This is a genomic window from Streptomyces sp. CA-288835 (assembly GCF_050936385.1).
Classification (GTDB): Bacteria; Actinomycetota; Actinomycetes; order Streptomycetales; family Streptomycetaceae; genus Streptomyces.
Genome location: NZ_JBNJMW010000001.1, coordinates 6,363,657 through 6,385,049 on the forward strand (window position 1 = coordinate 6,363,657; position 21,393 = coordinate 6,385,049).

A 21,393-nucleotide genomic window follows, 5' to 3' on the forward strand; every position below is an offset into this window, starting at 1 on the left:
CTCCCCCCACCACACCGGGCACGTCGGCCAGTACGGGAAGCATCCTCGCACCTGCCACTGACAATGCGCCCGCATCCCACGAACAAGTGATCTTGATTGCTCGGCTCTGCCCGCAAAAGTGCCTGACCAATGCCCCCTTGAGATCGATCATGCCAAGATCCGGCAACCAACCGCCCAGGAGTGAGCGTCTTTGCCTGAAACGGAAGGGATCGCCCCACGTAATCCACAGGACGGCATCGACAGGATGACGACAACCCGGTGCCAGTTCAGCGGCACTACAGTGGGTCGGAACACCCTTAGCAAGGGTGATGGACCAGCCAAGCAAGCAGCAGGGAGCGCATGACGTGCGGCCGGTAGGGAGCAAGTACCTCCTTGAGGAGCCGCTTGGGCGCGGCGCCACAGGCACCGTCTGGCGAGCCCGCCAGAGGGAGACCGCGGGAGCCGAGGCGGCCGTTCCGGGCCAGCCCGGCGAGACCGTGGCGATCAAGGTCCTCAAGGAGGAGCTCGCCAACGACGCGGATGTCGTGATGCGGTTCCTGCGGGAGCGCTCTGTCCTGCTCCGCCTCACCCACCCGAACATCGTCCGGGTACGCGACCTCGTCGTCGAAGGCGACCTCCTCGCCCTCGTCATGGACCTGGTCGAAGGCCCCGACCTGCACCGCTACCTGCGCGAGAACGGCCCCTTCAGCCCCGTCGCCGCCGCCCTCCTCACCGCCCAGGTCGCCGACGCGCTCGCCTCCAGCCACGCGGACGGCGTAGTCCACCGCGACCTGAAGCCCGCGAACGTCCTGCTCCGGCAGGACGGCGGCCAGATGCATCCGCTGCTGACCGACTTCGGCATCGCCCGGCTCGCCGACTCTCCAGGCCTGACCCGCACCCACGAGTTCGTCGGCACACCCGCGTACGTCGCCCCCGAGTCCGCCGAGGGCCGCCCGCAGACGTCCGCGGTCGACGTCTACGGCGCCGGAATCATGCTGTACGAGCTGGTCACCGGCCGCCCGCCGTTCGCCGGCGGCTCGTCCCTCGAGGTGCTCCACCAGCACCTGAACGCCGAACCGCGCCGCCCCTCCACGATCCCCGACCCCCTGTGGACGGTCATCGAGCGCTGCCTGCGCAAGAACCCGGACGAACGGCCCAGCGCCGAGAACCTCGCCCGCGGCCTGCGCACGGTCGCCGAGGGCATCGGCGTGCACGCGAACTCCGCGCAGATCGCCGCCGCCGAGGGCGTCGCCGCGCTGCTCGCCCCGGACCCGGCGCCCGCCACCGTCCCGGGCATGCCCGGCGCCGCCGACCCCACCCAGGTGCTGCCGCACGGCGCCGGCTCGTACGACCCGAACGGCGCGACCAGCGTCCTGCCGCACACCGGCCCCGGCCCCGGCTCCGGAGACGCCGACCCCACCTCCGTACTGCCGCGCGGTGGCGGCCCCGACCCCACCTCGGTGATGCCGCCGATGCCTCCGAACCAGCCGCCGTCCGGCGGCGGCCCGGAGGACCCGCACCCCTGGCAGAACCAGCTGCGCGCGGCCCGCGACCGCAACGAGCAGACACAGGTCCAGTCGTATCTCGACCCCGGCCAGGACCCGCTGCGGCGCCGTCCCCAGCGACAGGTCGCCCGCCCGCAGCAGCAGCCGCGACAGCGGCCCCAGCAGCGACCTCAGCAGGGTTACCCGCCCCAGGGCCAGCCGCAGCAGTACGCACCTCAGCGGCAGCCCCAGCAGCAGCCGCAGCGCTACGCTCCCGCGCCGCCGCCGCCCCAGCAGCCCGCATCGAGGCCGCCTCGCGAGCCCCGGCCGCAGCGTGAGCCGCGCCCGCCGCGCCAGCGCAGCGCCAACCCGATGAAGATTCCCGGGCTCGGGTGCCTCAAGGGGTGCCTGTTCACGATCATCATCCTGGTCGTCGCCGGGTGGCTGGTCTGGGAACTGAGCCCGCTCCAGGAGTGGATCGGGACGACCAAGGGCTACTGGGAGCAGCTCACGGACTGGTTCCAGACGGCGTCGGACTGGGTGGGGGACTTCGGCTCGGCTTCGGACTCGGGTACTGGTTCCGGCCAGTAGGCCCCTCTTGTTGTCTCAGGTTCGTTGAGATCATTTGAGACCCCTTCGGGCCTGTTCAGTCCTATTCAGTGATGTTCAGGACTGAATAGGCCCCTTTCCTGCTCCCCGAATCCCCGGAACCGCGGTGCGGTTCTGGGGATTTGTCGACACCTGGCGGGTGATTTCTGTCTCCGGAGTGAAGGTTGGGCCCCCGTGCGCGTAGCTTTAGCGACAACACGCGTCCGTAGGAGCAGTCTTGGCACGGAAGATCGGCAGCCGGTACACCGCGCACCAGATTCTGGGGCGGGGCAGCGCCGGCACGGTGTGGCTGGGCGAGGGGCCGGAGGGGCCCGTCGCCATCAAGCTGTTGCGTGAGGACCTCGCCTCCGACCAGGAGCTGGTGGGCCGCTTCGTGCAGGAGCGGACGGCGCTGCTCGGGCTCGATCATCCGCATGTCGTCTCCGTACGTGACCTGGTGGTCGACGGCAACGACCTCGCGCTGGTCATGGATCTCGTACGGGGCACGGATCTGCGGACCCGGCTCGACCGCGAGCGGCGGATGGCTCCCGAGGCCGCGGTCGCGATCGTCGCGGATGTCGCGGACGGGCTCGCTGCCGCGCACGCGGCGGGTGTCGTCCACCGGGACGTCAAGCCGGAGAACGTACTGCTGGACATGCAGGGTCCGCTCGGTCCCGGCGGCTCGCATCCGGCGTTGCTGACGGACTTCGGGGTGGCCAAGCTCATCGACTCGCCGCGGCGGACCCGGGCGACGAAGATCATCGGTACGCCGGACTATCTGGCGCCCGAGATCATCGAGGGGCTGCCTCCTCGGGCGGCCGTAGACATCTACGCGCTGGCGACCGTGCTGTACGAGCTGCTGGCGGGGTTCACGCCGTTCGGTGGCGGTCACCCGGGGGCGGTGCTGCGGCGGCATGTCACCGAGACGGTGGTTCCGCTTCCCGGGATTCCCGACGATCTGTGGCAGCTGCTCGTGCAGTGTCTGGCGAAGGCGCCGGCGTCGCGGTTGCGGGCGTCCGAGCTGGCGGCGCGGCTGCGGGAACAGTTGCCGGAACTGGCGGGGATGCCGCCGCTGGATGTGGACGAGCCGGAGCCGGAATCCGACGCGGCGCCGGCGGAGCCGGAGGCTCCGCGGGACGTCGAGCAGGTACGGCGGGGTGCGGTGCCCCTGGTGCCGGGGCGGGCGGCGCCCGACTCGAACCGGGACACGCATACGAGCATGCGGGTGCCCGGGCCGGACGAACTGGCGGGCGGCGCCCGCGGCACCGCCCGCGCACCCCGCGCCGCCGGCGCCCCCCGCCCCGGCTCCGCCCGCAACCGAGCCACGGCCCGACGCCGCCGCCTCACGCTCAGCGCGGTGGCCGCCGCGCTCGCCGCCGCGGTCGGCATCGGCACATGGCTAGCCACAACGGGCGACAACGCCGACGCCAAGCCCCAGGGCCCGGGCGCCTCGGCTCCGGCGACGCCGTAACCTCCGCCCCCGCGGCGGTATGCCCACTGGGCAGGGTGTCGGGGGTGCATTGGCGGCTGCGGACCGTTGTGGCTGATCGCGCAGTTCCCCGCGCCCCTAAAGAGGCCTGCGGCCTCCTTGAGGGGCTCGGGCGGAACGAGGCGCGGGCCGCGGGACCGGGCGGCGCAGGCCGCACGACGGCCCAAGCCCCCACCCACCTAGGGGCGCGGGGAACTGCGCGAGCAACCCAGGACGGCCCGCAGCCGACACACGACCGAGCCGGGGGTCCGGGGGCGCAGCCCCCTGGCCGGGCCGTACGGGCCGCGGGCCGTACGACGGCGCAAGCCCCCACCCACCTAGGGGCGCGGGGAACTGCGCGAGCAACCCAGGACGGCCCGCAGCCGACACACGACCGAGCCGGGGGGCCCGGGGGCGCAGCCCCTGGCCGGGTCGCACGAGGCTTGGGCCGTACGACGGAGCAAGCCCCCACCCACCTAGGGGCGCGGGGAACGGCGCGAGCAACGCACGGCGGCCCGCAGCCGAGATACGACCGTGCCAGGGGCCGGGGGCGCAGCCCTCTGGCCAGCCCGCACGGGGCGCGGGTCGCACGACGGCGCAAGCCCCCACTCACCCAGCGGCGCGGGGAACTGCGCGAGCAACCCACGACGGCCCGCAGCCGACAAACCACCCCGCCAGGGGGCCCGGGGGCGCAGCCCCCGGTTTCGGGAGCCGCGCACCGACCTCCCCGCTCGGCGGAGCCAGTACGCTGGGGAGCGTGGCAGTTGTCGATGTATCCGAAGAGCTCAAGTCCCTCTCCGCGACCATGGAGTCGATCGAGGCCGTCCTGGACCTCGACACGCTGAGGGCAGATATCGCCGTGCTCGAGGAGCAGGCGGCAGCGCCGTCCCTGTGGGACGACCCGGAAGCGGCGCAGAAGATCACCAGCAAGCTGAGCCACCTCCAGGCGGAGGTCCGCAAGGCGGAAGCCCTGCGCGGCCGGATCGACGATCTGGGCGTGCTTTTCGAGATGGCCGAGGAGGAGGACGACCCGGACACCCGTGCCGAGGCCGAGACGGAGCTCACGGCCGTCAAGAAGGCGTTGGACGAGATGGAGGTCCGGACGCTGCTGTCGGGGGAGTACGACTCCCGCGAGGCACTCGTCAACATCCGCGCGGAAGCCGGCGGCGTCGACGCCGCGGACTTCGCCGAGAAGCTCCAGCGCATGTACCTGCGCTGGGCCGAACAGCAGGGCTACAAGACCGAGGTCTACGAAACCTCGTACGCGGAAGAGGCCGGCATCAAGTCGACCACCTTCGCCGTCCAGGTGCCGTACGCCTACGGGACGTTGTCGGTGGAGCAGGGCACACACCGGCTCGTCAGGATCTCGCCGTTCGACAACCAGGGGCGCCGCCAGACCTCGTTCGCGGGCGTGGAAGTGCTGCCCGTCGTCGAGAAGACCGACCACATCGAGATCGACGAGTCCGAGCTGCGGGTGGATGTGTACCGCTCGTCAGGGCCCGGCGGTCAGGGCGTCAACACCACTGACTCCGCGGTGCGGTTGACCCACCTCCCCACCGGAATCGTCGTCTCCTGCCAGAACGAGCGCTCGCAGATCCAGAACAAGGCGACCGCCATGAACGTACTGCAGGCGAAGCTGCTGGAGCGGCGCCGGCAGGAGGAGCAGGCCAAGATGGACGCCCTCAAGGGCGACGGCGGCAACTCCTGGGGAAACCAGATGCGTTCGTACGTCCTGCACCCGTACCAAATGGTCAAGGATCTGCGCACGGAGTACGAAGTGGGCAACCCCGAGGCCGTATTCAATGGCGAGATCGATGGCTTCCTGGAGGCCGGAATTCGCTGGCGCAAGCAGCAGTCCAAGTAAGCGACTTCGCGGACATAGCTTTGTCGACAGGGCAACTGCCTCCTCATGGACGGCAGTTGCCCTTTCTGCAGCCCAATGGGTGGGTTTTACGTCACACTCACATTGCGTCTCGGCCGTCATATGACCTTGATCTGGACATCACGGTCGCAACGACCTTGACGATGCTTTGAAGAACAGGAAGGCTGACGCGCGGCATGCGAATCTCTGGGGCGCATGTGAACCGGGGGGCTTCGAGAGCGTCCCTGATGTCGTCGCCCCAGGCGCTGCTCCATTGACGATGAGCTATCTGGGGGTAGCAGGCAGATGACCAAGAAGACGCGGATCCGTGTCGCGCGGGTGGCCGCCGGTGCGGTGATCGCCGCCGGCGCTTCGCTGACCGCCGCGGGTGCCGCTTCGGCCCTCGACGTCGGCGTCGAGGTGGGCGGTCTGAACGTCGGCGCGAGCGCCGACGAGGACGGCGTTGACGTCGGCCTCGGTGTCAAGGACCCGACCGAGGAGCCGACGGACCCGCCCACCGACATTCCGACGGACATCCCGACGGACGAGCCGACCGACGAGCCCACGGATGAGCCGACGGACGAGCCCACCGAGGACCCGACGGACGAGCCGACCGACGAGCCCACGGATGAGCCGACGGACGAGCCCACCGAGGACCCGACCGACCCGGGTGACGGCGCCGGCGGTGGCGGCAACGACACCGACCCCGACGGCGGCGGCTCGCAGCCCGTCGAGCAGGGCGAGGGCAAGGAGAGCCTGACCGACACCGGCAGCGGTACCGGCACGGGCGCGAACGCCAACCCTCAGGGCACCGGCGGTGGCGGCGAGCTCGCCGAGACCGGCGCCGCCGAGACCACCTTCCTGCTGGTCGGTGCGGCCACGATGATCGCCGGCGGTATCGGCTTCCGCATGCTGCCGCGCATCATGAACGGCCGCGGCGCCGCCGCCTGACGCCTGTCAGCGGCTGACCTGCCGTAGGCGTCCCGGCCTACGGCAGGTGTACGAACGCGAGAAGGGCCCGGAGTCCAGTCCAGGACTCCGGGCCCTTCACGTCGTACGCGTAATACCGCTTGCCATATGTGCCGTACGAGCTGATATGTGCCGTACGAAATACCTCGCCGCTCGCTACGCGGTCTGGTGCGCCAGCAGGGCCACGGCCGCGATCAGCACGGCCAGCAGCGCGATGAGCGCCATGGGGTTCAGGCCCGCGAACGGGCTCTCCTGCTGCAGCCGCTCCCTGTTGGCACGACAGACAGGGCAGCGGCCTTCATTCACGGGCGCGGCACAGTTCGCGCACACCAACCGGTCGTACGTCATGCGCTCGCCCTCCTTGCACCGGTTCCACGTAGACAACGCACTCAACGCTCTCAGGAACGAGAACGTTCCCCTCCACTGTGCCAGGTTCCCCGGATTTAGGCTCGCGTCCCCTTATCCTTCGCGGTCCTGGCGCTTTCAAGCCCTTCCCATGTACGACAAAACGTGCAAGCCTCGCGCAACCCCGACCGGTGACTGCAGCCGCCCGCCGGGTTCGCGTATGGTCACGCTCACCTACCCCCGCTGACTCGTGGTGCATCCGTGATCCGATTCGACAACGTCTCCAAGGTCTACCCAAAGCAGACCCGCCCCGCACTCAGGGATGTCTCCCTGGAGGTCGAACGCGGCGAGTTCGTGTTCCTGGTGGGCTCCTCCGGCTCCGGAAAGTCCACCTTCCTGCGCCTGATCCTCCGTGAGGAGCGCACCAGCCACGGCCAGGTCCACGTCCTGGGCAAGGACCTCGCGCGCCTGTCCAACTGGAAAGTGCCGCACATGCGCCGCCAGTTGGGGACGGTGTTCCAGGACTTCCGGCTGCTGCCGAACAAGACGGTCGGCGAGAACGTCGCGTTCGCGCAGGAGGTCATCGGCAAGTCCCGCGGCGAGATCCGTAAATCAGTGCCCCAGGTGCTCGATCTCGTCGGGCTCGGCGGCAAGGAGGACCGGATGCCGGGCGAGCTCTCCGGTGGTGAGCAGCAGCGCGTCGCCATCGCGCGCGCCTTCGTCAACCGGCCGAAGCTGCTCATCGCCGACGAACCGACCGGAAACCTCGACCCGCAGACCTCCGTCGGCATCATGAAGCTGCTCGACCGCATCAACCGGACGGGCACCACCGTCCTGATGGCGACCCACGACCAGAACATCGTGGACCAGATGCGCAAGCGCGTCATCGAGCTGGAGCAGGGCCGCCTCGTCCGCGACCAGGCACGCGGCGTCTACGGCTACCAGCACTGACGACCGACAGGCTTCACGGAAAGGCTTAAGCAGACGCCATGCGCGCCCAGTTCGTTCTGTCCGAGATCGGTGTCGGTCTCCGCCGCAATCTGACGATGACCTTCGCGGTCATCGTCTCCGTGGCCCTCTCCCTCGCCCTGTTCGGCGGCTCGCTCCTGATGAGCGATCAGGTCAACACGATGAAGGGCTACTGGTACGACAAGGTCAACGTCTCCATCTACCTCTGCAACAAGAGCGACGCGGAGTCCGACCCCAACTGCGCCAAGGGAGCGGTCACCACCGAGCAGAAGAAGCAGATCGAGAGCGACCTCGAGAAGATGTCCGTCGTCGACACCGTCGCGCACGAGACGGCGGACCAGGCGTACAAGCACTACAAGGAGCAGTTCGGCGACTCCCCGCTGGCCAGCTCGCTCACGCCGGACCAGATGCAGGAGTCGTTCCGCGTCAAGCTGACGGAGCCGGAGAAGTACCAGGTCATCGCCACCGCCTTCGACGGCCGTGACGGCGTGCAGTCCGTGCAGGACCAGAAGAGCTACCTGGACAACCTCTTCGAACTCCTCAACGGCATGAACTGGGCGGCCCGCGCGGTGATGGCGATGATGCTCGTCGTCGCGCTGATGCTGATCGTCAACACGGTCCGCGTCTCGGCGTTCAGCCGCCGCCGTGAGACCGGCATCATGCGTCTGGTGGGCGCCTCCGGCTTCTACATCCAGGCGCCGTTCATCATGGAGGCCGCCGTCGCCGGACTCATCGGCGGTGGTGTCGCCTGTGCCTTCCTGCTGATCGCCAGATACTTCATCATCGACCACGGTCTGGCCCTGTCCGAGAAGCTGAACCTCATCAACTTCATCGGCTGGGACGCGGTCCTCACCAAGCTGCCGCTCATCCTCGCCACGAGTCTGCTGATGCCCGCGCTTGCCGCGTTTTTCGCGTTGCGCAAGTACCTGAAGGTGTGACGCATGCCAATGGGGCCGTACTGCCAACGAGGCGTACGGCCCCTTGCGTTGTCCTAGACTCACCGGCATGTCCGGCCGCGACCTGTTCTGTCCGCCCCGCCGTATCCGCCGCGGGGCGGCCCTGACGTTGGTCTTCGCGAGTGTCCTCGCCACCGGTGCCGCGACCGGCTCCTTCGGCGCCTCCGACCAGAAATCGTCTGCCCAGAGGCCCCGTACAGCGACGGTCGGATCCGCCGGATCCGCCGACTCTGCGGGGTCCGCCGACTCCGGGGGGCGCCAGGAGGACGTCGCCGACGCCGCCGCCGAGGCCATGGCCGACGGCAAGTCGCCCGTGGAGGCGGCCGAGCGCGCCGTGAGCCGCAGCGGCGACCGCTGGGGCGCGGTGTACTCCCCGGGGGAGTACGAGGAGTTCGAGGAGGCCCTCGACGGCGCGTACACCGGCGTCGGCCTGGCCGCCCGGCGCGAGCGTGACGGACGTATCGCGGTGGCCCGCGTGCGGGACGGTTCGCCCGCGGACGCCGCCGGGATCCGCAAGGGCGACCGGCTGCGCAGCATCGACGGCGAGCGCGTCGACGGCCGGCCGGTGACCGAGGTCGTCTCCTTACTCCGGGGCGACGCCACCGACGCCGCCGCCGGTACGGCCGTCTCCCTGGGTCTGGAACGCGGCACGCGCGCGTGGACCGAGACGGTGCGCCGGGCGAGGCTGTCCACGGAGTCCGTGACGGTACGGGAACTCGCCGGCGACGTCACCGTGATCAAGGTCGCCGCCTTCACCAAGGGCTCCGGTGAACTCGTACGAGCCGCTGTCGCCGAGTCTTCCACCAGCGCTCGGATCGTTCTCGACCTGCGCGGCAACTCCGGCGGCCTGGTCGCCGAGGCCGTCACCGCCGCCTCCGCCTTCCTCGACGGCGGCCTGGTGGCGACGTACGACGTACGCGGCGAGCAGCGCGCCCTGCACGCTGAGCCGGGCGGCGACACCACCAGACCCCTGGTCGCGCTCGTCGACGGCGGCACGATGAGCGCGGCAGAGCTCCTCACCGGCGCCCTGCAAGATCGCGGACGCGCGGTCGTCGTGGGCTCCAGGACCTTCGGCAAGGGCTCGGTCCAGATGCCGAGCCGACTCCCGGACGGTTCCGTCGCCGAGCTGACCGTCGGGCACTACCGCACTCCCTTCGGGCGCACCGTCGACGGCAGCGGCATCAGCCCCGACCTCGAGGTCGAGGAAGGCGTGCTGGAACGGGCCGAGGCCGTACTGAGCGGGCTCGGCGACCCCACATAGCCGACCGCGCACGGCCTTCGTGGCCGACGGGTCATGGCCTTGGTAATCGGCTTTCCCCGGGACCCCCCTCTAGTGCGAAAATGGCAGCACTATGAGCAAGGGCATGTACGTACCGAAAGAGTCCCAGCCGAAGCAGGGCGGGGGAGCCTCCGGCAACGCCAAGGACGGCAAGCGCAAGATCGTCGCGCAGAACAAGAAGGCGCGGCACGACTACGCGATCATCGACACCTACGAGGCCGGGCTCGTACTCACCGGCACGGAGGTGAAGTCGCTGCGCCAGGGCCGCGCCTCGCTGGTCGACGGCTTCGTCCAGATCGACGGGAACGAGGCGTGGCTGCACAACGCCCACATCCCCGAGTACAGCCAGGGCAGCTGGACCAACCACTCCGCGCGCCGCAAGCGCAAGCTGCTCCTGCACCGCGAGGAGATCGACAAGCTGGCGTCGAAGTCCGAGGAGACGGGGCACACGATCGTGCCCCTCGTCCTGTACTTCAAGGACGGTCGCGCCAAGGCCGAGATCGCGCTCGCCCGGGGCAAGAAGGAGTACGACAAGCGGCAGACGCTGCGGGAGAAGCAGGACCGGCGGGAGTCGGACCGGGCGATCGCGGCGGCGAAGAGGAAGCAGCGGGGCGCGTAGCAGACGGGTGGCGGGCGAGTGGCGCCCGGCCGTCGGGAATACGGTGGCACCGTCGCGCGTTGGTCACGTACGATGGCATCTGCACCTCACCGAGGGTGCGAGGGTCGAAAGATCCGGCTTGAAAAATGAACATGGGGATGATCGGTTTCGACAGCGGCTGTCGAACCAGGGGAAGCGAGCCGAGGAAGCGGCAATGATCTCGTTAACCATATGTCGCAACCAATAATCGCCAATTCCAAGAGCGATTCCCAGTCCTTCGCCCTCGCTGCCTAATAAGCAGTGAGTGAAGGACCCTTAATGGGTGTCAGCCCGGGGGTGTTCCCGACCCGGACCCTGGCATAATCTAGGGAACTAAACCGTCGAGCCCGGTCACGGGGTTCGACGGGAAATCAAACAGTGACTGAGCCCGTCGGAGACTTGTTCGCGTGATCTCCGGGGCTGAGAAAATCGCAGCGAACTGCGCTCGGAGAAGCCCTGATTCTGCACCGGTGGACGCGGGTTCGATTCCCGCCATCTCCACAAGCGTCTGGGGGGCATGCCCCCCAGACCGCCTCATCCCATGTGAGACGAAGGCCCGGTGGTCATGACGACCACCGGGCCTTCGTCGTTTCCGGGCTGCCCCCTCGGCCTCCAGAACCTGGCGCGGGCTGTCACCGCGCGGGGCGAGGACATGAGTGTCGTCGCTCTTCAGCGCCGGATTGACCGTCGCCGGGTGGCCGTTGACGATCAAGGACTGCGCTGGCGCTCTGCATCGATGAGACCGGGCACGTCGGTGTCGGTGAGGTCGAGGCCGGCTGTGTGGCGCATGCGTTCGGCCAGTTCCGTGTTGGTCGGGGTGGTCGCCTCGCGGGTGAGGAGCTCGAGGATGTATGCCTGGAGGCTCTTGCCCTCTTTGGCGGCTCGTTTCTTCAGGGTGGCCAGAACGTCGTCGGGGACATCCCGGATCACGATCGATGGCATGCCGGCAGTGTGGCAGCGGATGCCGGCAAACTGCTGGCATCCGCTGGTGTGGGCCTCTCTTCAGGGCCGCCGCCCCGTGCTCTCCCGCACCGTCAGCCGTGGCGGCAGCAGTGTTGCCTCCGGCGCGGTCGTGCCGCCCAGCTTCTTCATCAGCAACTCCACCGCTCCGGTGCCCACCTCGGCGGACGGTATGGCGACCGAGGTGACGGGGACGCGGACGCGGGCGGCCAACTCGTCCGGGCAGATTGCTGTGACGGAGAGGTCGTTGGGGACGCGTAGGCCTAGTTGCTCGAAGGCGTCGATGAGGGGTTCGACGACCGGCTCGTTGTGGACTACTACTCCTGTCAACGCCGGGCGTTCTCGCAGGAGTTGCTCGGCGACCTGGCGGGCCGCCGCGGGGTCCGCCTCGCAGGGGTGTACCGAGGAGGACAGGCCGTGCCGGTCCGCTGCCGTGGTGAAGCCGCGTACTACTCGCTGGGCGAAGCCCGTCTCCCGTACGTACACCTCGGGCGGGGAGCCCACCAGGGCGATCACGCGGTGGCCGAGGCCCGCCAGGTGCTCGACGCAGACCTCGCCCGCCGCCTGGAAGTCCAGGTCGATGCAGGTGAGCCCGTCGGGCTTGGCGGGGAAGCCGATCAGGACCGAGGGGCGGTCCAGGGCGCGGAGCAACGGCAGTCGGCGGTCGTGGAGTTGGACGTCCATGACGATGAGTGCGTCCACGAGGGCTGTGTCGGCGACCCGGCGCAGGCCGTCCTCGCCCTCCTCCTGCGTGAGCAGCAGTACATCGTGGTCGTACCGGCGCGCCGTCGTCACCACGGACACCGCGAACTGCATCACCACCGGCACATGGATGCCCGCCCGCAACGGCACCACCAGCGCGAGCACGTTCGACCGGCTGCTGGCCAGCGCCCGTGCGCCCGCGTGCGGCCGGTAGCCCAGTTCGCGGATGCTGTCCTCGATCCGCCGCCGGGTCTCCTCCGAGATCGGGCGCTTGCCGCTCAGCGCGTACGAGACAGTGCTGGGGGAGACCCCCGCGTGCCGCGCCACGTCGGTGATCTTCACCATCATCCTTCCTGTTCCGGGGAGTTCAGTTCCAGCGACAGAAATCCGGTCCCGGCCTTCGCCCGCACCGTCCGGCCGCCGGCCGACAGACCCCACGGCGCCGCAGGATCGCTCGACGAGGCCCGCAGCGTGTCCCCCTCGCGTACGACCGTGAAGGTCACGCCGTCCACCGGCACCGTGACCTGCGCGCCGCGTTCCAGCCCGTACGCGTGCAGGGTCACCCCATCCGCGTACGGATAGTCCGGCCGGTCCTCGACGGCCCCGACCGGAATCACCGCACCCGGCCTGACCAGCAACGGAACGCTCGAGAATCCGTGCTTCTCGCGCACCCAGCGCGGCCCGGTCACCGTCTGCCCGCTGAGGAAGTGGGTCCAGGTGCCCTCGGGGACGTAGTACGACACGTCTCCCTCGTCGGAGAACACCGGCGCGACCAGCAGATCGGGGCCGAGCATGTACTGACGCTCCAGATGCGCGCACCCGGGATCGTCAGGGAACTCCAGGACCATCGCCCGCATCATCGGCACCCCTTCCGCGTGGGCGGCGCGGGCGGCCTCGTACAGATACGGCATGAGGCGGAGCTTGAGCCGGGTGAACAGGCGCAGTACGTCGACGGCTTCCTCGTCGAACAGCCACGGCACGCGGTACGACGATGAGCCGTGCAGCCTGCTGTGCGAGGACAGGAGGCCGAAGGCGATCCACCGTTTGAAGAGCGCGGGTGTCGGTGTGCCTTCGAAGCCGCCGATGTCGTGGCTCCAGTAGCCGAAGCCGGACAGGCCGAGGGAGAGGCCGCCGCGCAGCGACTCCGCCATCGACTCGTACGTCGCCTCACAGTCGCCGCCCCAGTGGACGGGGAACTTCTGGCTGCCGGCCGTCGCCGACCGGGCGAAAACCACCGCTTCCCCCTCCCCACGGTGCTTGCGCAGCACGTCGAAGACGGTGCGGTTGTAGAGGTACGTGTAGTAGTTGTGCATCCGCTCCGGGTCGCCGCCGTCCGCGTACGCCACGTCGAGCGGGACCCGTTCGCCGAAGTCGGTCTTGAAGCAGTCGACGCCCTGTGCGAGCAGTGCCTCCAGCTTCGAGGCGTACCAGTCGCGGGCGGCCGGGCTCGTGAAGTCGACCAGTGCCATCCCCGGCTGCCACAGGTCCCACTGCCAGACGCTGCCGTCCGGCTTCTTCAGCAGATGGCCGAGGGCCCGTCCCTCCGCGAACAGCGGGGAGCGTTGCGCGATGTAGGGATTGATCCAGACGCTGATGTGCAGTCCGCGTTCCTTGAGCCGCTTCAGCATCCCCTCCGGGTCGGGGAAGACCCGCGGATCCCACTGGAAGTCGCACCAGTTGAACTCGCGCATCCAGAAGCAGTCGAAGTGGAAGACGGAGAGGGGGAGTTCGCGCTCCTCCATGCCCTCGATGAAGGAGGTGACCGTCTCCTCGTCGTAGGAGGTGGTGAACGACGTCGACAGCCACAGCCCGAACGACCAGGCGGGCGGGAGAGCCGGACGGCCGGTGAGGGCCGTGTACTTGCGCAGGATGTCCTTGGGCGTCGGCCCGTAGATGACGTAGTACGTCAACTGCTGTGTCTCGGAGCTGAATTGGACCCGTGACACCGCCTCAGAGCCGACCTCGAACGACACCCGGCCTGGATGGTCGACGAAGACGCCGTAGCCCGCGTCCGTCAGATAGAACGGCACGTTCTTGTACGCCTGTTCCGTGGCCGTGCCGCCGTCGGCGTTCCACATGTCGACGACCTGGCCGTTCTTGACCAGCGGCCCAAAGCGCTCGCCGAGCCCGAAGACATGCGTGCCCACCCCGAGGTTCAGCTGCTCCCGCAGATAGTGGCCGCCCTCGGCGTCCCGCATGATGCCCATGCCCTTGCGGCCGCTGCTGGTGAGCGTGCGGCCGTCGGCGAGGAAGTCGATGTGCCAGGGGCCGTCGCGGGAGACCTTGACGGAGAGGGCGCCCGAAGTGAGGGTCGCGTACTCGTCGTCGTACGAGGCCGTCGCCGGAACCTCCTCTTTGTTCACCTCGAACTCGGGGCCGCGCGGCTCCTCGCCCTCGAAGTGCGTGAACGTCACGCCGATGACATCGGGCATCGGCGCATGCGCGCTGATCGTCACGACCGGTCCCTTCAGCAGGTCGCCACGGTGGCGGATGGGCTGGGTCGGCGCGTGGATCTCCAACGTGCCCTGCTCGGCGGCGACATCGAGGACCTCGACCGGATGGGCCGCGGTCACGCCCTCGCGCAGCAGCCAGTAGCCGTCGCTGAACTTCACCGGCACACCCCTTAGTTGACGGTCATTTGACGGCACCCACGGCGATGCCGCGGGTGAGCGTCCGCTGGAAGAGGAGGAAGAAGACGATGGCGGGCAGCACGCCGAGCAGGGCCGCCGCGTTCGTCATCGTGGCGTCCATCAGGCGCTGGCCCTGGAGGACGCCGAGTGCGACCGAGACGGTCTGGTTGTCGTTGGAGATCAGCATGACCAGCGGCAGCAGGAACTCGTTCCAGGTCCAGATGAAGAAGAGGACCAGCAGTACGCCGATGGTCGGTCGGCTGACGGGGACCACGATCCGCCACAGCACCTGCCACTTGTTCGCCCCGTCGATCCGGGCGGCCTCGATGATCTCGCGCGGGAACTGCCCGAGAATCGACGACAGCAGATACGTACCGAAGGCCGCCTGGACCACCGTGAACACGATGATCACGCTCAACCGGGTGTCGTAGATGCCGGCTTCCTTGCTCAGGTAGTAGATCGGGTAGACCAGCGCCTCCTGCGGCAGCATGTTCGCCAGCACGAAGAAGGCCAGGACCCAGGTACGGCCCTTGATGCGGCCGATACCGATCGCGTACGCGTTGAGGACGGACAGGACGGCCGCGCCGATCGCGACCGACCCGCTGATCAGGACCGAGTTGACGAGCTTCTGGCCGAAGTCGACGCGCTCCCAGAAGTCCTTCAGGCCGTCGAGATAGAGGCCTTCGGGGAGGCTGAGGGGGCCGTTCGCCGAGTACTCGGCGGGCGACTTCACCGCGTTGACCGCGACGATCAGAAAGGGCAGGACCATGAACAGGGCGCCGATGACCAGGGCGACGAGGACGGGATAGCGGCGTATGACTGTCGTCATCTGATGAGCCCTTCCTCGGCGTCCTCCGCGCGGGTCTGGAGCTTGAGGCCGATCAGGGCCAGCGCCAGGATGATCACGGTCAGTACGGTCGAGATCGCGGCGCCATAACCGACCTGCGTCTTCTCGAAGAACGTGGTGAAGGAGAAGTACGACGGCACATTGGTCTCCCCGCCGGGCCCGCCCTTGGTCAGCACGTACACTGCGCCGAACACCTTGAGCGCGGCGATCGTGCACCAGAGCAGAACCACGTAGATCTCGGGGCGGATCTGCGGCAGCGTGATGTGCCAGAACCGACGCCACCATCCCGCGCCGTCCAGCTCGGCGGCCTCGTACAACTGCGGGTCCACACGCTGGAGTCCGGACATGAAGACGACCAGCGGGAAGCCGATCTGCACCCAGACCATGACGCCCATGACGCTGTAGAGCGCGAAGTCGGGGTCGCCGAGCCAGTCCTGCTGGAGGCTTTCGAGGCCGATGGCCTTGAGGAGCTCGTTCAGCGAACCGTTGTCCGGAGCCAGGATCCAGCTCCAGACGATGCCCGCGACCGCGATCGGCAGCACCTGCGGGAGGTAGAAGCAGGCGCGCAGTACGGCGGCCGTCCGCGTCCCGAAGTGCTTGCCGACGTAGTCGAACAGGGCGGCGGCGAGGACGAGTCCGATGACCGTCGGTACGGCCGCCATGGCGACGACCATGAAGAGGCTGTGCCGGAAGGAGGCCCAGAACTCGCTGTCGTCCATCAGCTCGCGGTAGTTGGCGAGCCCGGACCACTCCGGGGAGCCCACGCCCTGCCAGTCGGTGAAGCTCACCCCCGTGTTCATCAGGAACGGCACGACGACGACCGCGAGGAAGGCGAGCGCTCCGGGGAGCAGGAAGAGGGCGTACGAGTCACGGGGGCGGCGCGGGTGCCTGGTCCCGGAGTGCTTTTCGACGACCCGCCCGCCCCGTTCGGCGGTCACCGTCATTGCTTCGGTACGTCCTTGTCGTACGCCTCCTGAAGTGCCGTCAGGTAGTCGTCCGGCGAACCGCTGCCCGTGATCAGCTTCTGTGTTTCGGAGACGAGGACGTCGTAGAAGCCGGGGACGGGCCAGTCGGGATAGAAGGCCAGGCCGTCCTTCTCCGAGAGGGTGTTGAAGTCGCCGATCAGCTTCTTGGCCTTCGGGTCCGTGATGGCCGACGCGTCGGCGGCCACCGGTACGCCGCCCTTGTTGCCCAGCAGGTTCTGGATCTTCTCCGACATGGTGATGTCGATGAAGTCGTACGCCAGCTCCTTGTTCTTGGCGCCCTTGGGTACGACCCAGAGGTTGCCGCCGGAGCCGAGGGTCAGGTCCGACTCGGGCCACAGGAACGTGCCCCAGTCGAACTTGTTCTCCTCGGCGAAGCGGCCGTACCACCAGCTGCCGGAGAACAGGATGGGGTGCTCGCCGGAGATGAAGGCCGTGCCCGCGTCCTCCGCCTTGGTGCCGCTGGACTTCTTGCTGATGTAGCCCTTCTTCACCCAGTCCGCGAAGGTCTCCGCGCCGTACGTCCAGGCCTCGTCGTGGAAGTCCGTCTTGCCCTTGTAGAGCTCGTACTTGTCGACCCAGGCGCGGTCGGCCTTGGTGAGCGCGAGCTGGTAGAGGTACTGGTGGGCCACGTACTCGGCGCCGGCGTTGGCGAGCGGGGTGATGCCCTCGTCGACGAACTTGTCCATGGCGGCGGTGAGTTCGGCGAGCGTGGTGGGTTCCGCGATGCCGTGCTTCTTGAAGAGGTCCTTGTTGTAGAAGACCATCGTGTACTCGGCGTAGTTGGGGATCCCGTACCAGTTGCCGGAACCCATCACGCCCTCGGCGCTGTACTGGCTGGTGGTGCGCACTCCGGAGCTGAGCTTCTTGTCCCAGCCGCGCTTGGTGGCTTCGCCGGTGAGGTCGGTGAGGAGGCCCTGCTTGGAGAGGAGGCCGGCCGTGGCGTTGCCCTTGTTGTACTCCATGAGGTCGGGGGCATCGTCGGAGTTGAGGACCATCGGGGCGGTCTTCTGGATCTGTTCGAAGCCCTTCTCCTCGAACTTAACCTTGACGCCCGGATGCGTCTTCTCGAACTCCTTGATGGCCTCGTTCCAGGCCACGCCCATCGCGCTGTTGGGCGCTTCGTAGTGCCACAGTCTGAGGGTCTTCCCGTCGGAAGACCCGCTGTCCGAGTCGCCGCAGGAGGCCAGGAGCAGGGCTCCGCTCAGGGCTGCCGCGGCTGCCGCCGTCTTACGCCTTCGTGCCGAAAACACCCAGTGCCTCCAGGGGAGTTGGATGGCTCACTGATCTGGTTCTGATCCGGTCCTGATCCGGTCCGTTTGGCATCACGCAGCGGTCGTCGAATCGATTCGATGCGTGATGTCGAAGCGCTTCGACGGGGCAAGGTATGTGGGGGCTCGGGACGCGTCAATGGGTGCGTCTGGATTGGGGTGAAGTGGAGGTGGGGGTTTCGGTCGTGCGGGGTCGGCTGAGCTCCGGTGAACTGCGGCTCAACGGATCTCAAACTTCTGTGCCGTGGGCAACTAAGTGGTGGGCCTGGGGGGTCGTAGGTGGTTGTTGGGGCTTTTTGAAGCCCGACCGACCTCAACTGCCCATAACTGACCACGACTTGCCTCACGGAGGCCATGAAATGTTGCGTTCTCACCTCGTCAGCCGCCGCGTGTTACGTACGGCCACCACGCTGACGCTGGCTCTCGGTGCGGGGCTGGCTCTGCCGACCGCCCTGGCCACCACGGCCGGTGCCGCGACGCCGGCGGCAACCGCCGTAGTCAACTTCGACCGTGAGATCTCCTATACGGCCGCCGCCGGCCAGACCAACCAGGTGACCGTCACCGAGTCGCGCACCGGCGCAGAGCAACTCACGTTCGTCATCGATGACAGCGTCCCGATCGAGGCGGGCACCGGCTGCGCCCATCCGGACAGCGCGGACGACACCAAGGTCTCCTGCACGGTCGTCATGCTGGACAGCCAGAGCCCGTACGACGCTCTGGTGATGGACCTCGGTGACAGCGACGATGTCGTCACCTACACCAACAACAGCGACCAGGCCTTCTACACCAACAGCATCGACCTGGGCGCCGGCAACGACGAGCTGACCGGCTTCGGCAGCGTCGACGCCAACTACGTCTCGGGCGGGGCGGGCGACGACACCATTACGGTGGGCGAGGCCGCGGGCGCCTTCGGGGACGAGGGCAACGACACGATCTACGCCAACGGCGACGCCGTGATCGCCGTCGGTGGCGCGGGCAACGACCTGCTCCGGGGCGCCGGGGGCGACCAGAGCATGCAGGGCGGCGACGGCCACGACACGCTGTACGGCGGGGACGACGGCGACCATATGGAGGGCGGCCGGGGCAACGACCTCATGTACGGAGAGGGCGGCCCTGACTTCATGTGGGGCAACTCCGGCGACGACGAGCTGTACGGGGGCGCCGACACGGACACGCTCTCCGGGGGCGCGGGCAACAACATCGTCGTGCAGGACTGACGGACGGTCTTCAACTCCCGGTTTGACTTCCTGGTTCGACGCCCGGTTTTGACTTCGGGTTTCGACGCCCGGGCCTGACTTCCGGTTTCGACGCCCGGGGAACTGCCGCGTCATTCGCGCAGCTCCCCGGGCGGTTCCCAGCGCGCCTGTCAGCGTCTGCCGAGATCCACGCGCCAGTCGTTCGACATGATCCAGTGGCCCTTCGGGTACTCGAACTCGACCTCACCCAGCAGCTCGAACCCGGCCCGGCGGCACACCGCGTTCGACGCGGGATGGTCCACGCTCGGAAACGCATGAAGGTACCGGTGCCCGCCGGTGGCCCGCGCCGCCTCCACCACCGCGCGAGCGGCCTTCACCGCGAGCCCCCGTCCCTGGAACTCGGGCAACACGCCCCACCCCGTCTCCCACACCGTCTGGTCACGCCACACCCGCTCCCAGAAGCCGATCGAGCCCACCGTCTCGCCGGTGTCCACCAGCGGGACCCGGTACATCTGCCCCCGCTCGATGCCGAGGTAGCGCTGGTGCCGCGAGGCAAGCTTCTCCTCGCTCTCGGGGCCGCCCAAGTGCTCGGTCATCTCAGGGCTGTTGGTCCGCTTGAGCAGCCAGAAGTCGTCTTCCGCCCAGGGTTCCAGCCGTACCTGGCCCGCGTCCGTGGTGTCCATGGTGGTCACCCTAGGACGAGGGTCTGACAACGTCGGGGCGCGCTTGAACCGCCGCATAAGGGCTTCCTCAACTGGCCTTGTCCGCAAGACTATTGGGGTTCGGACGTGCGTACGACCATGGAAGGCGGCGGATCATGGCGACCGTGATCGCGAGCGTGCAAGCGCCGATCGTGGCGGGAACGCCACTGTTCGGTTCGATGAGCGAGCTGTTGAACGATCCGCTGGCGGCGTATCTGCGGGCGCGGAGCCGGTACGGCGACGTGGTGCGCTTCCGCGCCGGGCCGCCGGGGCTGCGTCGGGAGCTCTACGCGGTGTTCTCGGCCGAGGGCGCGCAACAGGTTCTGGCGACGCGGGCCGCCGACTTCCGCAAGGACAATGTCGTCTACGAGGAGCTGCGGGAGTCCATCGGCAATGGGTTGCTCACCAGCCAGGACGACACCTACCTCCGCCAGCGCCGCCTCATCCAGCCGCTGTTCACCCGCCGCCGGGTGGACGGCTATGCGCACCAGGTCGCCGACGAGGCGGCGGCCGTGGCCGAGGCGTGGCGCGGGGCGCCCGGTGGATCGCTTGAACTGGTCGGTGAAATGCGCCGGTTCGCACTCCGCATGGTCGGCCGGATCCTGTTCGGGACGGACGGGGAGAAGGCGTCAGAGGTGATCGAGCGCACGATGCCCCTGCTCCAGGAGTACTCACTGAAGCGGGGTATGGCACCCGTCAAGCCGCCTCGTACCTGGCCCACGCCCGCCAACCGCCGCGCCGGGCGCCACCAGGCCGAACTGTTCGCGCTCTGCGACACCATCATCGAGAGCCGTCGCGACGGACGGGGCGATGCCTCGCAGAACGACACCGGGGGCGACGGCACCGAAGACCTGGTCACCCTCCTCGTCCGTGCCGAGAACGCCGAGGACGGCAGCCTCGACGCCGCCGAACTCCGCGAACAGGTGCTGATCTTCCTGCTGGCCGGCCACGAGACCACGGCCACCGCGCTCGCCTTCGCCCTGCACCTCCTCGCCCGCCACCCCGAGCAGCAGAAGCGCGTACGGGACGAGGTGGACCACGTGCTCGGCGGCCCCGGCGGGCGGGCGCCCACGGCGGCGGACATGGCGGAGCTGCCGTATCTGACGATGGTGCTGAAGGAAGCGATGCGGCTGTATCCGTCCGCGCCCGTCATCGGCCGCCGCGCGGTCGCGGACGCGGTGATCGACGGCGTACGCATACCGGCCGGCGCCGACCTCCTGGTCAGCCCATGGGTCACCCAGCGTCACCCCGACTACTGGCCCGACCCGGAGCGCTTCGACCCGGAGCGCTTCACCCCGGAGGCGGAGGCGGGCCGCCCGCGCTACGCCTGGTTCCCGTTCGGGGGCGGACCGCGCGCCTGCATCGGGCAGCACCTGTCGATGCTGGAGTCGGTGCTGGGGCTCGCGGTACTCCTCCAGGCCTACGAGTTCGAGGCCACGGACACCGGGGAGGTGCCGCTCGGCGCGGCAGTCACCCTGATACCCAAGGCCCCCGTCCGCTGCCGGATCACACCCCGCTCGAAGGCTTAGGACGGCCCTAGCCCGCTCGGGCGGCGGCGTCGCCCTTGT

Annotated in this window: 18 protein-coding genes and 1 other RNA gene; 11 read left to right on the forward strand and 8 right to left on the reverse strand. The window is 68.6% G+C overall.

Annotation, left to right across the window (positions count from 1 at the left end; genetic code table 11):
• Positions 1-344: 344 nt before the first annotated feature.
• From ACQEVY_RS29050 to ACQEVY_RS29065, 4 genes are all read left to right on the forward strand, one after another.
• Entirely contained in the window at positions 345-2,054 is a 1,710-nt protein-coding gene (locus ACQEVY_RS29050) for a serine/threonine-protein kinase (RefSeq protein WP_432952324.1), read from the forward strand.
• Positions 2,055-2,289: 235 nt separating this feature from the next.
• Entirely contained in the window at positions 2,290-3,522 is a 1,233-nt protein-coding gene (locus ACQEVY_RS29055; protein ID WP_432952325.1) for a serine/threonine-protein kinase, read from the forward strand.
• A 754-nt stretch (positions 3,523-4,276) separates the two neighbouring features.
• A complete protein-coding gene (gene prfB, locus ACQEVY_RS29060; protein WP_432952326.1) occupies positions 4,277-5,383 on the forward strand; it encodes a peptide chain release factor 2 in 1,107 nt (368 codons plus the stop codon).
• 303 nt (positions 5,384-5,686) lie between these two features.
• On the forward strand, positions 5,687-6,331 hold the full coding sequence (locus tag ACQEVY_RS29065) for a hypothetical protein (RefSeq protein ID WP_432952327.1): 645 nt from the start codon (positions 5,687-5,689) through the stop codon (positions 6,329-6,331).
• Positions 6,332-6,505: 174 nt separating this feature from the next.
• Here ACQEVY_RS29065 and ACQEVY_RS29070 read toward each other — a convergent pair whose 3' ends face one another.
• Positions 6,506-6,697 (reverse strand): hypothetical protein, encoded by a 192-nt coding sequence (locus tag ACQEVY_RS29070; RefSeq protein ID WP_033328281.1) that lies wholly within the window; start codon positions 6,695-6,697, stop codon positions 6,506-6,508.
• A 258-nt stretch (positions 6,698-6,955) separates the two neighbouring features.
• Here ACQEVY_RS29070 and ftsE point away from each other — a divergent pair, with 258 nt between their 5' ends.
• From ftsE to ssrA, 5 genes are all read left to right on the forward strand, one after another.
• The gene (gene ftsE / locus ACQEVY_RS29075) at positions 6,956-7,645 is read left to right on the forward strand and encodes a cell division ATP-binding protein FtsE (RefSeq protein WP_033328283.1); all 690 of its coding nucleotides are present in this window, start codon (positions 6,956-6,958) and stop codon (positions 7,643-7,645) included.
• A gap of 38 nt (positions 7,646-7,683) precedes the next feature.
• Positions 7,684-8,601, forward strand: a complete 918-nt coding sequence (ftsX, locus tag ACQEVY_RS29080) for a permease-like cell division protein FtsX (RefSeq protein WP_432952328.1) — start codon at positions 7,684-7,686, stop codon at positions 8,599-8,601.
• A 67-nt stretch (positions 8,602-8,668) separates the two neighbouring features.
• Positions 8,669-9,880, forward strand: coding sequence for a S41 family peptidase (locus ACQEVY_RS29085; RefSeq protein ID WP_432952329.1), 1,212 nt, complete (start codon positions 8,669-8,671; stop codon positions 9,878-9,880).
• Positions 9,881-9,983: 103 nt separating this feature from the next.
• Positions 9,984-10,517: an SsrA-binding protein SmpB gene (gene smpB, locus ACQEVY_RS29090; RefSeq protein WP_432952330.1), complete on the forward strand. Its 534-nt coding sequence runs from the start codon at positions 9,984-9,986 to the stop codon at positions 10,515-10,517.
• Positions 10,518-10,650: 133 nt separating this feature from the next.
• Positions 10,651-11,039, forward strand: a transfer-messenger RNA (tmRNA) gene (ssrA, locus tag ACQEVY_RS29095).
• 204 nt (positions 11,040-11,243) lie between these two features.
• Here ssrA and ACQEVY_RS29100 read toward each other — a convergent pair.
• The 6 genes from ACQEVY_RS29100 to ACQEVY_RS29125 are packed head-to-tail and all read right to left on the reverse strand — an operon-like array spanning position 11,244 to position 17,910.
• A complete protein-coding gene (locus ACQEVY_RS29100; RefSeq protein ID WP_432952331.1) occupies positions 11,244-11,477 on the reverse strand; it encodes a FitA-like ribbon-helix-helix domain-containing protein in 234 nt (77 codons plus the stop codon).
• Between the two features lie 60 nt (positions 11,478-11,537).
• On the reverse strand, positions 11,538-12,542 hold the full coding sequence (locus ACQEVY_RS29105) for a LacI family DNA-binding transcriptional regulator (protein WP_432955454.1): 1,005 nt from the start codon (positions 12,540-12,542) through the stop codon (positions 11,538-11,540).
• Positions 12,542-14,809 carry an alpha-xylosidase gene (gene yicI / locus ACQEVY_RS29110; protein ID WP_432952332.1) on the reverse strand — a complete coding sequence of 756 codons (2,268 nt, stop codon included), beginning with the start codon at positions 14,807-14,809 and terminating at the stop codon, positions 12,542-12,544. The genes ACQEVY_RS29105 and yicI overlap by 1 nt, the downstream gene beginning before the upstream one ends.
• 22 nt (positions 14,810-14,831) lie before the next feature.
• Positions 14,832-15,656 carry a carbohydrate ABC transporter permease gene (locus ACQEVY_RS29115; RefSeq protein ID WP_432952333.1) on the reverse strand — a complete coding sequence of 275 codons (825 nt, stop codon included), beginning with the start codon at positions 15,654-15,656 and terminating at the stop codon, positions 14,832-14,834.
• On the reverse strand, positions 15,653-16,618 hold the full coding sequence (locus ACQEVY_RS29120) for a carbohydrate ABC transporter permease (protein WP_432952334.1): 966 nt from the start codon (positions 16,616-16,618) through the stop codon (positions 15,653-15,655). Before ACQEVY_RS29120 ends, ACQEVY_RS29115 begins: the two co-directional genes overlap by 4 nt.
• Positions 16,615-17,910 (reverse strand): ABC transporter substrate-binding protein, encoded by a 1,296-nt coding sequence (locus ACQEVY_RS29125; protein WP_432952335.1) that lies wholly within the window; start codon positions 17,908-17,910, stop codon positions 16,615-16,617. The genes ACQEVY_RS29120 and ACQEVY_RS29125 overlap by 4 nt, the downstream gene beginning before the upstream one ends.
• A 377-nt stretch (positions 17,911-18,287) precedes the next feature.
• Between ACQEVY_RS29125 and ACQEVY_RS29130 the strand changes: the two genes are divergently transcribed.
• Complete coding sequence (locus ACQEVY_RS29130) at positions 18,288-19,145, forward strand: calcium-binding protein (RefSeq protein WP_432952336.1); 858 nt, start codon at positions 18,288-18,290, stop codon at positions 19,143-19,145.
• A gap of 149 nt (positions 19,146-19,294) precedes the next feature.
• Here the strand turns inward: ACQEVY_RS29130 and ACQEVY_RS29135 are convergent, their stop codons facing one another.
• Entirely contained in the window at positions 19,295-19,807 is a 513-nt protein-coding gene (locus ACQEVY_RS29135) for a GNAT family N-acetyltransferase (protein ID WP_432952337.1), read from the reverse strand.
• A gap of 134 nt (positions 19,808-19,941) precedes the next feature.
• On the opposite strand from ACQEVY_RS29135, the gene ACQEVY_RS29140 reads away from it, so the two are divergent.
• Positions 19,942-21,354 carry a cytochrome P450 gene (locus ACQEVY_RS29140; RefSeq protein WP_432952338.1) on the forward strand — a complete coding sequence of 471 codons (1,413 nt, stop codon included), beginning with the start codon at positions 19,942-19,944 and terminating at the stop codon, positions 21,352-21,354.
• Positions 21,355-21,393 lie beyond the last annotated feature (39 nt).

What these genes read in the sequence shown, in the direction of transcription:
- ACQEVY_RS29065 (WP_432952327.1), top strand. Translation starts at nt 5,687, where the DNA reads ATGACCAAGAAGACGCGGATCCGTGTCGCGCGGGTGGCCGCCGGTGCG.
- ACQEVY_RS29070 (WP_033328281.1), bottom strand. Translation starts at nt 6,697, where the DNA reads ATGACGTACGACCGGTTGGTGTGCGCGAACTGTGCCGCGCCCGTGAAT.
- ftsX (WP_432952328.1), top strand. Translation starts at nt 7,684, where the DNA reads ATGCGCGCCCAGTTCGTTCTGTCCGAGATCGGTGTCGGTCTCCGCCGC.
- ACQEVY_RS29085 (WP_432952329.1), top strand. Translation starts at nt 8,669, where the DNA reads ATGTCCGGCCGCGACCTGTTCTGTCCGCCCCGCCGTATCCGCCGCGGG.
- smpB (WP_432952330.1), top strand. Translation starts at nt 9,984, where the DNA reads ATGTACGTACCGAAAGAGTCCCAGCCGAAGCAGGGCGGGGGAGCCTCC.
- ACQEVY_RS29100 (WP_432952331.1), bottom strand. Translation starts at nt 11,477, where the DNA reads ATGCCATCGATCGTGATCCGGGATGTCCCCGACGACGTTCTGGCCACC.
- ACQEVY_RS29105 (WP_432955454.1), bottom strand. Translation starts at nt 12,542, where the DNA reads ATGGTGAAGATCACCGACGTGGCGCGGCACGCGGGGGTCTCCCCCAGC.
- ACQEVY_RS29115 (WP_432952333.1), bottom strand. Translation starts at nt 15,656, where the DNA reads ATGACGACAGTCATACGCCGCTATCCCGTCCTCGTCGCCCTGGTCATC.
- ACQEVY_RS29120 (WP_432952334.1), bottom strand. Translation starts at nt 16,618, where the DNA reads ATGACGGTGACCGCCGAACGGGGCGGGCGGGTCGTCGAAAAGCACTCC.
- ACQEVY_RS29130 (WP_432952336.1), top strand. Translation starts at nt 18,288, where the DNA reads ATGTTGCGTTCTCACCTCGTCAGCCGCCGCGTGTTACGTACGGCCACC.
- ACQEVY_RS29135 (WP_432952337.1), bottom strand. Translation starts at nt 19,807, where the DNA reads ATGGACACCACGGACGCGGGCCAGGTACGGCTGGAACCCTGGGCGGAA.
- ACQEVY_RS29140 (WP_432952338.1), top strand. Translation starts at nt 19,942, where the DNA reads ATGGCGACCGTGATCGCGAGCGTGCAAGCGCCGATCGTGGCGGGAACG.